Genomic DNA, 15,463 nt, shown 5'->3' with positions numbered 1-15,463 from the left:
ACCTTTAATTTGTATCTTTATTTTTGTAAAACAATTACACTACAACTATGTTAAAACAATTACTGGTTATATTAAATATTATTTTATTGGTAAATATTGCCAATAGTCAGGAAATTGAAATTATCACACAAGAAAAGATTCAAGGAGCAGTCACTCTGCTTTCACATAGTCCAAATGGTCAATTGATCGCTTCGGCAGATAACAATAGTAATATCATAAAAATTTGGGATTTTAACAGTGGCAAGATCATCGGTAAACTGGTAGGTCATAATGGACGTCCAACAGCTTTTACATTTAACGCCTCAGGAACGAGGGTTATAAGTGCTGATAAAAACAAACAATTAATAATTTGGGACATTGAACGTTGGAAGATTGTCGACACATTACGTGTTGAGCATGAAATAAAATCCTTCGCACTTAACAAAGCTAAACCAATGACCTTTTATTATGGTGATGATACTGGTCAAATTAGTGAAGGTTTCTTTTTTAATATAAAATCATCAAATGTTATCTACTCGATCAATAATGAAATCACAAATCTTACTACGAGTGATAAACTACTTGCTGCAAGCAGTAAAAATGGGCAAGTAATGATTTACGATATCGAGTATAACGAATTTAAACAACAAGAAAAAATTGCTTTCACGAGTATTCAAGGCCTTAAATTTATAGAAAATGGAGCAAAATTATTAACCGTCACTCACGGTGGTAAAGTTCAAATTTTTCCAGTTAACAATTTAACCGACGGCTTTAGTTTTAACGCATCAACACTGCCGATTAACGCAGTAGACATCAATAACAAACAAGGTTTCATTGTTGTAAGTAATCAAACCAATGGGATTAAAGTATATGATTTTGAAGGCGAATCAATTCAATCATTCAAAAATGCGGTTTCAGAAAATGAAAACAGTCAGGTTGAGGCAATTTCTATCAGTCCTGATGGCAGTACGTTTGCTGCAACAGGTAAATTAAAAACATCGAATAACAAGTATGAGCATACTGTAAAAATTTGGGACCTTAAAAGAGGTACACTTTTTAAAGAAATGTATGGGGAAGTGAATCCAATATATTCGTTTGACTTCCATCCAACAGAGAATAAATTAATCACACTTGGCGACGATCATACGCTCACTTTTTGGGATTTTAATTTAGCTGAAAAATACGGTTCTTTTCAATTGGTAAAACCATCACGAGATCTTAGTGGTATGGTACGACCTAATGATGAAGAATTAAAAGTAGATGAGAAAGTAAAAAAAGCGAAACGATTTGGCGATCTAATTGGCGACGTAATAAACGGTGATTTAAGTGGAATTTCAGAAGCAGCTAAAGAACAAGGCAAGGACATTGGTGTTGGATTAGTAAAGAGAGCAATTAAAGAAAGTTCTATTGTCAGATTTTCACCAAAGGGTAATTACCTCATCACAAAATTAAAGCAAGATGAAATTCGACTTTACAATATTGAAAATGGTAAACCAACAGCACCACAACCACTATATTCTTATCAACTATCTATTAATCAAATACAATGTTCTCCCGACGAAAAATATTTGGCTGTAATTGGCGCTGGAGATTCTGCCATTTCTATTATGGATTTAGCATCCAAAAAAATATTAAAAAAACTATATACACCGGGACCAAAAGCGAATCTTAACTACTTGTATGAGGCCAACTCTTTGGCCTTTTCTCCTGACGGAAAATACTTAGCTGTTTGTTTTAACACAAGCAAGACTTATGTCTTTAACACGAGTAACTGGTCTCTTGTATTTGAAAATGTATTACCTGACAATTTAGGCTATGTACAAAGCCCTTTTGTAAATTTCAGTAAAGACGGTCAGTTTATGGTGGTTAAATCAATGCTAGGCATCGTTAAGTACAATACCAATACGTTCGACTTATTAATGTCCGAAGAACTAAAAATTAACGGATATTCTGTTCCTTTAAACAAGGCCGAAGATTACGCCATAACGATTCTAGATAATCAATTGTATTTTGAAAATTTATTTACAAAAGAGATTGTTAAAAGTATCTATGTAAAACCGCAGGACATCTCAAACATCTCTATCAACCCAAAAGGAATGGTGGGTATCACTTTTAATAGTGGTCAATTCAAATTAATCAACCCTGAAACAGGTGTTGAAGATGTATTATTGGTTGCAAACGGCGATAATTACATCTTTAAAACAAGTGAAAACTATTATAAGGTTTCAAAAGAAGGTTATGACTTGGTAACATATAGAATTGGCAATCAAGCGTACCCTTTCGAGCAGTTCGATGCTATCTACAATCGCCCTGATTTAGTCTTAAAAAACATGGGGTGCACTGATACAGATCTTATTGACCTATACAATAGAGCCTATTTAAAACGTATTAATAAATTAAATATCAAACCAAACACAACCGTTTCATTAACTTCTATTCCTACTACCCTCTTAATGAATGCGAATGATTTACCTGCTATCACCAGCGCATCAGCAGTCGATGTTTCGTTCAGTTGTCAAGATAAAACGAATCTAAAATCTTATAATATTTGGGTAAATAACGTTCCATTATTTGGGGCGAATGGTAAAGCAGTAACAGGAGTAAGTAAAAACATCACCGAAAACGTAAAATTGATTCATGGTCTAAATAAAATTCAAGTCTCATGTCAAAACTCAAATGGTTTTGAGAGTTTAATTCAAACTTTCTATATTGAAAAATCGGGCGATAAACCCGCTCAGAATTTATACCTCGTTACAATTGGTACTGCGGACTATAAAGATGATAGATACGACCTTAATTACCCTGTAAAAGATGGACAGGATTTATCAAGTTTAATGGGCACAAATCGCGAAAACATTTATGCCAATGTTTATACCAAACACTTATACGATAGTGAAGTAACGAAGGAGAATATTGCAAAATTAAGTTCATTTTTAGGTGCTGCTCAGCCAGACGATATTGTTATTATTTTTATTGCTGGTCACGGCATACTAGATGCCAATTTCGATTATTATTTTGGCACTTATGCTATCGATTTTACCAAACCAAGTATTAAAGGATTGGCTTATGCCGAATTAGAGAAGGTATTAGAAAAAACAGCAGCGAATAAAAAACTACTCATCATGGATACTTGCCATTCAGGAGAGGTTGATAAGGAAGAAGTGTTTTTTAGTGAAGACACACCTGCCGAGGAAGAGGGAGATGTTTCATTTAGAGCTGTAGGCGCTGGTGTTGAAACAAAAACAGAGAATGCTACCCCTACCCGATTGTCAAACGAATTGTTTAATGATTTAAGAAAAGGTACAGGAGCTACGGTTATTTCTTCTGCGGGTGGTGCAGAATTTGCCATGGAAAGTGACGAATGGAAGAATGGACTCTTCACTTACTGCTTATTGACAGGCTTAAAAAACAGAACGGCTGATTTAGATGGAAATGGTACCATCATGTTGGTTGAATTGCAAGAATATGTTGTCAATAAAGTATCGGCATTGTCACATGGCCGACAAATTCCTAATTCTCGTATTAAGAATATGGAATTAGACTTCCCAATTTGGTAGAATTCTGGATTTAATCGTTATTTCTAGTTGAATAATCAGTTGAAAATCCTCACGATTTTCATTGTTAGATGCACAGAATTCACTAACTTGATTTTCTAACCGTCTAACTATGAAAATACTACCCCTACATAAATCACTATTATTCGTTTTAGCTCTCATTTTCACTGTTCAAATTGGATATACACAGAGTTTAGAATGGGTTAAAAGTGCGAATAAAGAGTCAGTGTCTTTATTGTCGTACTCTCACACAAACATTGTAGAAGTTGATGCTGAGGGAAATACATATGTTCTTGAAAAAATTAAAGGAACTGCGGATGTTGATTTAAGTGATGACATCCATATAATATCCTCAATCGAAAACCTTACAACTTATATTGTGAAATATGATCCCAATGGTGATTTATTGTGGACTAAAATGCTTCAAGATATTCCAGATGGTGATGCCGGAGCAATTGCTTATGACTTTCAATTAATAGGACTGGATCGGGTGGTTATTTGTGGTTTTTTTCTTGATGATTTTGATTTTGACCCAAGTGATGATACTTATATTTTAGCATCCGATATCGATTACCCAGATGGGTATGTTTGGTGTCTTGATGAAAACGGAGATTTTATTTGGGCACAAAAATATGGTGGAAGTGATTATGATGTGATCCATAGTGTCACTGCAAATGACGATGACAATCTTTCAATTACAGGTGCATTTACAGGAGTTGTTGATTTTGACAATGGACCAGATGAAGTCTTGAAAGATGCCGGAGGTGAATCATATTCTGGCTTTATTCTTAATATAGATCCTGTTGGAAATTTTATTTGGGTAAAAACATTTTACCAAATTGAATCGGGATGGAGTAACATAATTGATTTAAGTATAAATGCTGATAACGAATATTATGCTACAGCATATTTTCGAGGCACTATCGATGCAGATCCAGGTGATGGGATTTATCCTATGACCGCATCAAGATCTTCTTCAATGTGTATAATAAAACTTGATAGTGATGGAAACTTTATTTGGGCCAAACAAATTGATGGTGTGTTTCCAATTAGTATTTTGTCAGATGCAAATGGGGTTTATATATACGGTTTTCACGGAGACATTGCTGACTTCGATCCTGGCATCGATGAATATAATTTATACACAGGTAGTGGTACAAATTCGTTCCTACTTAAACTAGATGAAGAAGGTGATTTTGTATGGGCCAACCACGTTGGTGGCACTGCAACAATCACTCCATCAGCAATGCAACAGGATAGTGATGGATATATTTATTTAACAGGGAATTATGAAAATGGTGATGCAGATCTTGATCCTACAGCTGGAACACTAATGGTTGAAACACCTGATGATTGGGGTATAAATACTGACTTTTTTATTCAAAAATTTAATACAGACGGAGAATTATTATGGGCACATGGCTCTGAGGCATATGGAAATGAAACCATTAGAGACATACACATACAAGGTGATCAAATGCTATGTTATGGAGAATGTCAAGAAACAGAGACTAATTTTAATTTAGAAGGAGGCTATGCCAGCATTCCAAGAGCCGATGATTATTTTTTATGGAAACTAAATTTATGCCAAGACGGAATGCGAGACACACTCAATTTAACCGCATGTGAATCTTATACGGTACCGAGCGGAGATGAAACCTATTATGTTCCAGGATCCTATTCTGACACGATAGTATATTTTGGCTGCGAAAAGATTTTATCAATCAATTTAGATTTTTATGATCATCCAGGTAGCTTGACTTTTGAAGGCGGTTTGTATCAAGCACATCCAGCAGGTGAACGCATTTATTATAAATGGGTAGATTGTGATAATGATTTTGAATTAATCCCTGGTCAAACCGAACAATATTTCTTTCCTCGAACTGAAGGTAACTACGCCGCAATCATCCGGGTTGACGGTTGTCCCGACACCACCGAATGTATCAATTCTGGTCCGCTTAGTCTAGTTAACAATGCAACCTCACTAAACATGCGCATCCACCCTAACCCAACCAAAGGGAATATAAACATAACTGTAACCAATGCGACTAATATTGAAATCTATTCGGCTGTGGGCGAATTAATCTGGCAACAATCCATTCAACAAGGACAAAGTCAAATTAACATGAACGCTTTTGCTAAAGGGTTGTATTTTATTGCTGCAAAAAGTGAGAATGGAGCACAAATCTCTACACAGAAGTTTGTACTCCATTAAAAGTCTTAGAAATTATAGATCTTCTTATTCTTTGGTTTCTTTACTTCGTATTGTATTTTATGTTGAACAGTACTCAATGCTTTTAGGTCATACGTCCAAGTTAAAACACCTGTTTTATCGTCCTTATCAGCTTTAGATATGTTTTTTATATTCACTTCAATTTCTTCGTTATTAGAAATTGGAACTTGGTCTTTTAATACCAATTTGATGTCATTTTTACGTTTACTTTTTACGTTAATCTCAATAGATATTTCAGTTGTAGAAGTACTGCCCAAAAGATTCAATTGCTTTTCATCAAACTGATCTACTTTTTTACGTTCCACTAAAATATCTGGATCTTTACCTAACATCAATGTCAATTTTTCATCAATTGAAGTAGGGTCGATAAATAACTTACCCGCATAAGATCCTTCTAAGAATATATTCGCATAGGCAGGAATCAAATCGTGCTGTTCCCATTCGGCAATTTCCGCAACAAGATATACATGCTGGTCGTATTTTGGAACGGCATAATACATATAATCCGCTTGCATATCAAATTCATCTAAAACCATCACTGCAATTCCGTTTTCGCCTCCAATTGTATAAGGGATATCATCTTCAAATTCTTTATTGATCATCTTATGTGCTGCGTTTTTAAAACGGGACAAATAAGCACTAGTACTCGAACTACTCACTGCAGGTTCATAAACATTCATTGGTGCATCCAAAGGAATATAAGAATTGGAGATCGCTTGATTATTGACAAACTGATCTTGTTGCGCAAATTTCTGGTGACTCTCTTGAAAATGTAAAACCCAAGGATGCACTTCCGGCACTCTACACAACACTTCTGGTTTTCTTGTTGAAAGCACCATCTCTACATTATCCCAATCGACCCCTGTATTCAGGTTTATAGTAGCTTTACAAACCACCTTTAAAGGCGATGAAAGTCCAGCAGATTTAATTTCGTAAAAAGGCATCCAGTTGACATTGGTGACCAAATAATTTAATTCAAAAGACATGCTGATATCTTTAACAGCATATATTTTAGCCTCAACTACACCCATCATCTTTTTAGCAACTTGGCGATTAAACCTCGATTGTACAGCATTCTTTATGCCATTGAATTCATTGACCTCAACCTGTAAATCATAAATTAATTCATCAATCTCATTGGTACTTAAACGATAAAACTTCGTCAACGTTGACAGACGATTAACCATTGTCTCTTCCGTTTTAAGGCCAACATCTTTATGTGCCAAAATCAAGTTCTTTTCACCTTGCAAATTTTGAATTTCATTGCTCCGTAAAGAAATTTTGCGCGTTAAATCATCCAAAGAGTCTTGCATCACAGCAATTAACTTAATTACTGTAGGTTGAACTTTCGCTTCGTGCGTAAAACGTGTATAAACAACTGAGATATTATCATTCCCGTTCAGCCCAAATAATTGTATTGAATTTAAGTTCACATCCTTTTCCAATTCAGTAAAACGAATGGTGTTTTCGCCTTTTTTCAAACTAATTTTCTGCACCCTCGACAATTGTGCGCCTTCTGTAAAAACGGTTGCTTTATTCACTTTTGTTTTCAATTCCACAACATTCGTTGCGCGAACAAAAAACGGTGAGATCAATATGAAACTGAGGACTATAAATTTTTCTATTTTCATGTGTCGTATTTTAACTAGACATCAAACATACATCCTCATTAACCATTTTAAAACCAACAATTAGGCAATGTCCTTTTTCAATGAGTCAAAGTGGAATACGAATTAGGGGCGTGGTTTAAAATATCAAGAAAAATACCCTTTAAACAATTGAATAAGTATATTGTATGAGATTAAAAGTTTAATTTCACAGTCGATTTAATCAATAACTTATCAATGAAATTTATTTCAATTTTCGGATTGGCTCTTATTCTAATGTTTGCAGTTGAAAGCTGCACGAACGAAGCTGGATCATCTAGTGGTCAAAGTTCAGCATCTATCAAACCAAGTATCACTTCAGAGAAGACAAAAGAAAACATCCAGAAAAAGAAAGAACCTGTTGTGAGCATTGCTTTACCAACGGACAGTCTTATTTATTTAGAAGATTTTTTAAGGTTATTCAAATTCGCATTTAAAAGAAATATCGATTTTGGCTGGCGATTTATCGCTTCTAATTATGAGGAATTTGCTGCCGACACATCCTTTATAACAACGATATACGATACAGAAAATGATTTAGATGATTATGCTTGGTTAACCAATAGTGAAAACGCCGCTATCGGAAAGGTATGGGATATCGGTTATTTTTCAGGATATGCGCATTCATACACTCAAAAGGATGATAATTATATTTTCATCACTTACCAAATGGGCGAGATTAATGAATCCTTACATTGTTATTATGTTGATAAAGATTTTAATTTAATTCATGAAGAAGAATTGGCAAGGGTTGCAGGCGATGAAGGCACCTGGTTTTCTTCTTTCGGAACATTCTCGGAGGAATTTGCAGTCTATTCCTATTCGTATATTTCCGGAGAAGGATTAGACACAATGGATTCAGGTGCTGAAACGATCCTCTTTCAATAATCACCACGATATAACAATTCAAGATTAAAAATCGAGATACATATATGGTATTTCCGCAACATCCTGCTGAGCAAGTTGATAAGCTAATATAGTTGTAAATACTATCGTTAACAAAACTATACTTAACGAACGAAATCTATTTTTTGACATAATCACGAATTTGTTTAGCCGTTAGATACGCCCCATATTTAGAAATATGTTGCACATCATTAAAAGTACCTGTGATATAAGATAAATCAGTTCCGTCAATATAAGGAACAGCTTCACTTGTTAAAATTGATTTAATATGTCTGATTTCATCTTCATAACTATCAATTAATTCAGGATTCATTTTCTTACAATATACAGCATTATAAGGCCCTAAATAAATGGTAAGCTCAATATCCACTGATTTGGCTAATTGTATAAACGCTATCAATAATTCGTCTTGATATGTCGAATTTGAATCAATCATTGGGAAGGCTGCCTCCTTCAATAAAAACTCATGAGAAACATTATAATCTTGATTGACCTCTTCTGTTAATTCATTCTTTTTCTCAGCAGTGAGATAATTATCTAGATCAATTTTATCAGTTGTTACCCTATTTTTCCCTTGAATAAAATTTGATAAATTAGTCGAATAAAGAGATTTGTATCTTTCAATACGTTCCGTTAATTCATATTCAAATCCATGTCTTTTAGACACCCCTTGAACAGGTGAAAGAAACCTCTCATACAGCCCCTTTTCAATTGCTCGATCCTTAATATGACGGACTAAATCTTTATCTACATAACGGTCAAAATAGGCCTTACTAAATTCATTTAAACCCTGTCGCCAATAGGTAGGATTCAAATAAAAAACAATCTGTAAATCTTTAAAAGCCTCAGGATTATTAAGAATCAGTGGAAAATAAACATTCGCATTTCTTCCTGCTCCCCCTAAAGGATATACATTACGATTGAGTGATTTATCTTTATCAAGCAAGTGATAATAATTCTCCCCATCCATGATATTCCCTGTTTCAGAAGTACCTAGAATTAACAAGCCATTTTCATCTTTTATTTGTTGCAAGAAATTATTAAAGACATGCTTCCCACTTTTAAGGTGTCCATCTTTTACCATATTAGTTGGTGAATAAGGCTTGTAAAAAAGCATCAATGCAGGAATAACAAGAAGAATAAGCACCAAAGCACTCACAGAAGCCATCCAATATTTCCGTTTAATTATTTTACTAATCGTTAACATAGTCAGGAATTGTTATGTTGCTTATGAACCATTCACTCTTCTTATAATCATCTTTATAGCGCAACCTGACCTCATAATCACCCGGTCTTAAATTTCGATCTACTCCATCAAAACTATAGTCTCCATGCATATGATAAAACAATTTTTCAGCGTCACCATTTTCGATGTATTTCACCCATTCACCATCCTCGTGCTTATATTTAATATCGACCATCGTATTCGTTAAACTGTCGAATTTCGCTTCAATTGCCCAACCATACCGATCAATAAAATAAGTTTCTAAGGAGAAAACATCTGCATTCATATCAAAAGGCATATAAAGGTATTTACCTATCGCTGTTGATGGTACTTTATCTATTTTAGTCATGTAAGTTTCCTTTTGAAACACGACTTTCTCAATCGGTGAAAGTTTTAAATTACCAATATTCGGATAGAGTACATAGGTATTCCAGTTGGATTGATTCGTGGAGTGCACTCCACGCACTTCGATTGTTTTTAGCGCTTTAATTGGCAATTGCAAATAAAGGTAATACAGCTTATTTTCACTAACGGGAATATTATCATAAGTATATACTTTGTCAACACCTTCAGATCTTAAACGAATTTCAATGGCATCACTACCTTCATCCTCAAAATAAATTTTATAAGCAAATTCACCGGCAATACTAACCGTTTCTACAGTCAATTTATTCTCATTAAAATTGGCAACATTACTCACGATAGATTTGATTTCACTCGTTTGATAATTGAAGAAAAACCAACCAATTGAAACGAAAATAAAAGTAAATAATAATGCGCAAGAATTATATAAAAGGCGGGCACTCTTATTCCATTTATTTTGAATGAATTGTTTAAATATTTTGGTCTCCCAAAGTTTGAAAATAATCAACCCTACTCCGTGCCATAGCCCCCAATAAATAAAGTTCATTGTGTTTCCATGCCAGATTCCACAAAGAATAAAAGTGATTAAATAACCAATTCCAAAGATCAATAAACGCGGAGACTTTTTGAAATTAGCAGACAAATAAGTAACAATTGGTTTGAAGAGGTATTTAAACAGGAAATTAGAAAAAGTCATGTGCCACTTCCGCCAAAACGTGCCCAAATTGAATGTATAATAAGGATTATCAAAATTCTCTGGTGTTTTAATTCCAATTAGGTAAGCTGTACCAATCGCTATATCCGAATAGCCCGAGAAATCGAATAAGATGTAAAAAGAGTAAAATATCAGACTATAAAAAAGGCCTAATTGCCAATAATCCAATCCATCAAACAAGGCAAAATCAATAGCGTGATGAAGAATAATAGGCACCAAAAAAAACTTTTTAATCACACCTACAACCAGGCGAAAAGTTCCGGCTTTTATCATCAACCAACGATAAGGGTTCCGTTTTTGTTGGGTCCAATAATCGAAATTATCATAATCGTCAATCGGTCCAGCAATAAAATTTGGAAAGAATAAAATATAATTGACAAACGCTGTAAGCTGTGAGACTTTAATTGTTTGTTTATAACTCTCTACTAGATAGTGAATATACCTGAACAGGATATAAGACAAACCAACCCTTTGTAATAATGAAAAGTCGGCAATTTTATAATTCTTTAGTACAAATAACCCAATTAGAACGACAATAGAACCTATTAATAAGCCTTTTTGTTTTTTGTTTTTAATCCATTTTCCAACATAATAAACCAGACCAGATAAGACAGTGAGAATTATTAGCGTAACCCATGTCACCATCAAATTTAAGATGACTACATTTCCGACAAGCAATAAGAGATTTGCAACCCTTTTATCTTTTACAAAAAAAGTAACCCCGTTATAAATTAGGATAAAGAAAACTACAAGAAAAAAGCTTAAATTATCTGTGAAAATCATAAATTAAGGGCGAATATAAGCATCAATATATTGATTCTTCAATGCTTAAAATTTCTTTTCTAAATTATTCTAATTTGATTTTAGCTAAAAATTATTGCAAAATACTAAATGAATCGGTAATTTGAAAAAAAAACAATATTTATGGCGACGATCAAACAAGTAGACAAAGAGAAACTTTCCAAAAAGTTATTAAAGTTCCAAAAAAAGGGATTGGTATCTTATGGGAAATATTTGAAAGTAGAACAAACGAATTCAGTGGACAAATCGAAGAAGAAAGCCTATTTAAAATATATCAATAAAGAGATTGAAAGAAACAAGGAGAAGATCGAGAAAATTAATGCTAAAATTGAGCGTAAATAATTTTCTTTCTATCAATCACAACTTGGTTAACGATAACTTCTAAAAAGTAGATTCCTGCCGTTCCGTTAAATTCTAATTGGATATTCTGATCGCTATTAAAACTTGTGCTTTGGATAACCTGTCCTCTCATATTTACGAGATTCATTACACCACTTTGGATTTCATTTTTTAATTGAACATTGATCGTCCCGCTATGCGCTGGTAATGGATACACTTGAATCAAATCATCCATTGCAAGATTTACAGCTTGCACTTTTTCTATTTCTTTTACTCCTTCAAAATCAACAGAAACTATTCGATAATAAGACAAACCTAAGAAAGGTGAACGATCAACATGACTATAATTCGTTGCACTACTTGTATTCCCTTGACCATCAATTTGAGTAATTTGTTCCCAATTCATTAAGTCTAATGATTTTTCTAGAATAAAATAATCATTATTCAATTCAGATTTTGTTTCCCAATCCATCAAAACATGCATATCTTTAGTCGGTTGACAATTAAAATTCACCAATTCTATCGGAAGCGGTGTTCCAATGATATCGATTGTACCCAATGTAAAACGCATATTGTTTCCAATTTCAGTAACACCTGGAAATTCAAATATTTCATGACCTAAATCTACAGCTCCAGCAATCGGTGTTTCGTCCGCAAACAATCCATCGTTGTCCGTATCAACAAGAAGACGTAAATCAGATGCTACGGCACCGATACCCGCCAAGTCAAAAGAAACATTCACAGCACCAACATCTACAGCTGAGCTAAGTGATTGATTCATCTCCGTCACTCTCCATAAACGATGCCAACGACCTTCTAAACTAGGTGGAAAATCCGAAGAATGATAAGCACCTAAAACGTCATTGTCATGACCCCAGATAAAAAACTCATCGTTATCTAAGTCTGTTGCTCCATCCACACGTACAATTCCTGTTCCTTTAGAATCTAATTGATTTGAACCATCAGAAGCCTGCCCGATACCTGCTACGTCATAATCAAACTGACCATTTATAGCATCATCTTGATTGTAAATATCGTGAGGTGTAGTTAGACCATATTTTGCAGCAAAATAATTATCGATTATTATTTTCTGAGCTGTATTAGGAATATAATCAAATGCAACATACTCAAACATATCTCCTTCCCACGATTGTGCATCAGTACTGGCACTTGAACCTGTACCAACTGCGTCATCATGAAAAACTGTTCGCCCGTTGATTCCTCCAAAAGCTATAGCTCCAGAATGACGTGGCATTTTATTCGCAGCACCACTAGACCCTATTGAAACACCATTTACAAAACCTTCAGAATGATCTGCACTATTCTCGAAAAAATAAGAGGCTACAATTACTTCATCTGAACTTATTGGGGTGCTAAAATATTCATGTTGTCTACCTGAAGCGACGTGTGAACTCAAGTATAAATTATCGTTATCAATTTCAAATACAAATCCGTTGCTCTTTCCGCCTTCTTCATAAATCAATTGTTGATCAGACACATTTGCTCCGGTTTTCAAAACCATATAAATAACCCGATCTTCATAACCGTCAGAATCCAAATTAATATCATTATGATTTGAAATCGTTAGTTGATCATTGGTACCATCAAATTCGACAGCAGAAAAGGTATTCACATTATCCGATGCATTATCTCTAAAGATTGGTCTTTTACTTACTGATCCCTGAGTTGCATTGTGTGACGAACTTGTCAAGTCATTCCAAAGTTGCAAATTCGACCCATCAGCTTCAGTTGATTTACCTTCACCTGCTCTCAACCATAAAATAACACTATTAGATGTATTGATATCACCAATACCACCTGGACCACCTTGGGCAAAAGTTACTAAAGATAAAAAGAGTCCTAAATACGTTAAAAATACTTTCACAACCGATACTTTTTAATTGTTCTACAAACTTAATTTGAGACAATGTAGGTATTAAGCATCAGCATTTTAATCGAGGTACTTGTTTACTCGTTAAACGCACGAAAATATTTGATAAAACCTATTATTCGGTTAAGCTAAGAGCCTATGAAGACTCACTTTTTCTTCAATAATCTTATGTAAATCGGCGATTGGAACACGTACTTGTTCCATTGTATCTCTATCTCGAATTGTCACAGTTTTATCCACTAAAGATTCTTGATCGACAGTTACTGCAAAAGGAGTTCCGATAGCATCTTGACGACGGTAACGTTTACCGATATTATCCTTCTCATCATATTGACAGTTAAAATCTAACTTTAATGAATCGATAATTTCTCTTGCCAATTCAGGCATTCCATCTTTCTTCATCAAAGGCATCACAGCGACCTTGTAAGGCGCTAATGCTGGAGGAATAGACATTACCTTTCTAGTTGATCCATCTTCTAACGTTTCGTCTTTAAACGACTGCGTTAAAACTGCTAAAAACATTCTATCTAAACCAATAGATGTTTCTACTACATATGGAATGTATGATTCGTTGATTTCAGGATCGAAATATCTCAATTTTTTTCCTGAATGTTCTTCGTGTTGTTTTAAATCAAAATCTGTTCTTGAATGAATGCCTTCCAACTCTTTAAATCCCATTGGGAATCTAAATTCTATATCTGCTGCTGCATTGGCATAGTGTGCCAATTTAATATGATCGTGGAAACGGTAAGCATTGTCTTCAAAACCTAAAGCTTTATGCCATTTAATTCTATAATCTTTCCAGTATTCATACCATTTCATCTCCTCACCTGGACGAACGAAAAACTGCATTTCCATTTGTTCGAACTCTCTCATTCTGAAGATAAATTGACGGGCAACAATCTCATTTCTAAAAGCTTTACCAATTTGAGCAATCCCAAAAGGGATCTTCATACGGCCAGATTTTTGAACATTTAAAAAGTTTACAAAAATACCTTGTGCCGTTTCTGGTCTTAAATATATTTTAGCTGATTCGCCTGATACAGAACCCAATTCAGTCGCGAACATTAAGTTAAACTGTTTTACATCAGTCCAGTTTTTTGATCCACTAATAGGGCAAACAATCCCTAAGTCTTCGATCAATGCTTTTAAATCATCCAATTTCTCATTCTCCAATGCATCACGCATTTTGTCCTCAATCTCCTTGATCTCTCCTGCTCTTCTCAAAACATTCGGATTCGTTGCTCTGAATTCAGCCTCGTTAAAATCGTCACCAAAACGTTTTAACCCTTTAGCAACATCTTTATCAATCTTAGCTCTAATCTTTTCGATATGATCTTCAATTAGTACATCAGCTCTATATCTTTTCTTAGAATCTTTATTATCAATTAAAGGATCATTAAACGCATCAACGTGTCCTGAGGCTTTCCAAGTTTCGGGTGCCATAAAAATCGCAGCATCTAAGCCTACAATATTTTCATTCATTTGCACCATTGATTTCCACCAATAACTCTTGATATTATTTTTGAGTTCAGCACCCAACTGTCCATAATCATAGGTTGCACTTAACCCATCATAAATTTCACTTGACGGAAATACAAATCCATATTCCTTTGCATGTCCTATAATATCCTTTAAATTATCCTCTTGTGTTGCCATTCCTGTCTAAAATTGAAAATTCCGCACAAATATACTTGAATAAAATGTAAAGAGGAAACTATCTTCACGGATGATTTGAAACCTGTTAACATCTCAAGAATTCAGATCGCTAAAATTGGTATTCTCAACACCTTTATAATTTGAATTATCAG

At 34.3% G+C, this 15,463-nt stretch carries 9 protein-coding genes; 4 read left to right on the top strand and 5 right to left on the bottom strand.

All coding sequences use genetic code 11. The features are described from left to right. Positions 1–47: 47 nt before the first annotated feature. A complete protein-coding gene (locus T367_RS0106760) occupies positions 48–3,536 on the top strand; it encodes a caspase family protein (protein ID WP_027419162.1) in 3,489 nt (1,162 codons plus the stop codon). A gap of 109 nt (positions 3,537–3,645) precedes the next feature. After that, positions 3,646–5,748, top strand: a complete 2,103-nt coding sequence (locus T367_RS0106755; RefSeq protein ID WP_027419161.1) for a T9SS type A sorting domain-containing protein — start codon at positions 3,646–3,648, stop codon at positions 5,746–5,748. A 5-nt stretch (positions 5,749–5,753) separates the two neighbouring features. Here the strand turns inward: T367_RS0106755 and T367_RS0106750 are convergent, their stop codons facing one another. Further along, on the bottom strand, positions 5,754–7,397 hold the full coding sequence (locus T367_RS0106750) for a DUF4139 domain-containing protein (RefSeq protein WP_084274332.1): 1,644 nt from the start codon (positions 7,395–7,397) through the stop codon (positions 5,754–5,756). Between the two features lie 213 nt (positions 7,398–7,610). Between T367_RS0106750 and T367_RS0106745 the strand changes: the two genes are divergently transcribed. Next, the gene (locus tag T367_RS0106745; protein WP_027419159.1) at positions 7,611–8,300 is read left to right on the top strand and encodes a hypothetical protein; all 690 of its coding nucleotides are present in this window, start codon (positions 7,611–7,613) and stop codon (positions 8,298–8,300) included. Between the two features lie 136 nt (positions 8,301–8,436). Here T367_RS0106745 and T367_RS0106740 read toward each other — a convergent pair whose 3' ends face one another. Together T367_RS0106740 and T367_RS0106735 are read right to left on the bottom strand one after the other, a co-directional pair. Then, a complete protein-coding gene (locus tag T367_RS0106740; RefSeq protein WP_157454149.1) occupies positions 8,437–9,525 on the bottom strand; it encodes a hypothetical protein in 1,089 nt (362 codons plus the stop codon). Beyond that, the gene (locus tag T367_RS0106735) at positions 9,512–11,404 is read right to left on the bottom strand and encodes an MBOAT family O-acyltransferase (protein WP_027419157.1); all 1,893 of its coding nucleotides are present in this window, start codon (positions 11,402–11,404) and stop codon (positions 9,512–9,514) included. Before T367_RS0106735 ends, T367_RS0106740 begins: the two co-directional genes overlap by 14 nt. A gap of 141 nt (positions 11,405–11,545) precedes the next feature. On the opposite strand from T367_RS0106735, the gene T367_RS0106730 reads away from it, so the two are divergent. Next, positions 11,546–11,764, top strand: coding sequence for a hypothetical protein (locus tag T367_RS0106730; RefSeq protein WP_027419156.1), 219 nt, complete (start codon positions 11,546–11,548; stop codon positions 11,762–11,764). Here the strand turns inward: T367_RS0106730 and T367_RS23755 are convergent. Together T367_RS23755 and T367_RS0106720 are read right to left on the bottom strand one after the other, a co-directional pair. Continuing rightward, positions 11,745–13,646 (bottom strand): T9SS type A sorting domain-containing protein, encoded by a 1,902-nt coding sequence (locus T367_RS23755; RefSeq protein ID WP_051568408.1) that lies wholly within the window; start codon positions 13,644–13,646, stop codon positions 11,745–11,747. The genes T367_RS0106730 and T367_RS23755 overlap by 20 nt on opposite strands. A 129-nt stretch (positions 13,647–13,775) precedes the next feature. Further along, positions 13,776–15,311, bottom strand: a complete 1,536-nt coding sequence (locus T367_RS0106720; protein WP_027419155.1) for a glycine--tRNA ligase — start codon at positions 15,309–15,311, stop codon at positions 13,776–13,778. Positions 15,312–15,463 lie beyond the last annotated feature (152 nt).

Source organism: Crocinitomix catalasitica ATCC 23190, assembly GCF_000621625.1.
GTDB lineage: Bacteria > Bacteroidota > Bacteroidia > Flavobacteriales_D > Crocinitomicaceae > Crocinitomix > Crocinitomix catalasitica.
This window is presented reverse-complemented; position numbering and strand designations above follow the sequence as displayed.